This window comes from Pauljensenia sp. UMB3104 (assembly GCF_030217285.1).
Lineage (GTDB): Bacteria > Actinomycetota > Actinomycetes > Actinomycetales > Actinomycetaceae > Pauljensenia.
Window position 1 is genome coordinate 1 of record NZ_JASONN010000306.1, and the last position, 272, is coordinate 272.

General features: G+C 65.4%; 1 pseudogene. It reads left to right on the top strand.

Features of this window, described 5'->3' with window-relative positions:
- Window positions 1-272: pseudogene (locus tag QP415_RS11820) on the top strand (O-antigen ligase family protein); the annotation flags it as partial.

The window sequence follows — 272 nt, forward strand, 5'->3', positions numbered from 1 at the left end:
GTTCTTCCTGGCGTGGGTGCTGGCCTCGATGACGATGCTCGACACGGGCGGGCGCGTCATTGGCGCGTTCTATCGCTTCCTGCTGGAGCTCTCGCCCGGCATTTTCGCGGTCTACGCCTTCAACGCGCGCAAGTCCCTGAGCGTGCGCACGATTGTCGGCACGATGTGGGGCTTCCTGGCCTCGACCACGATCGGCGGCTTCATCGCCATGGCGGCGCCGACGCTGCGCTTCAAGACGCTCATGTACTACCTGGTGCCGCGCGCCCTGCATT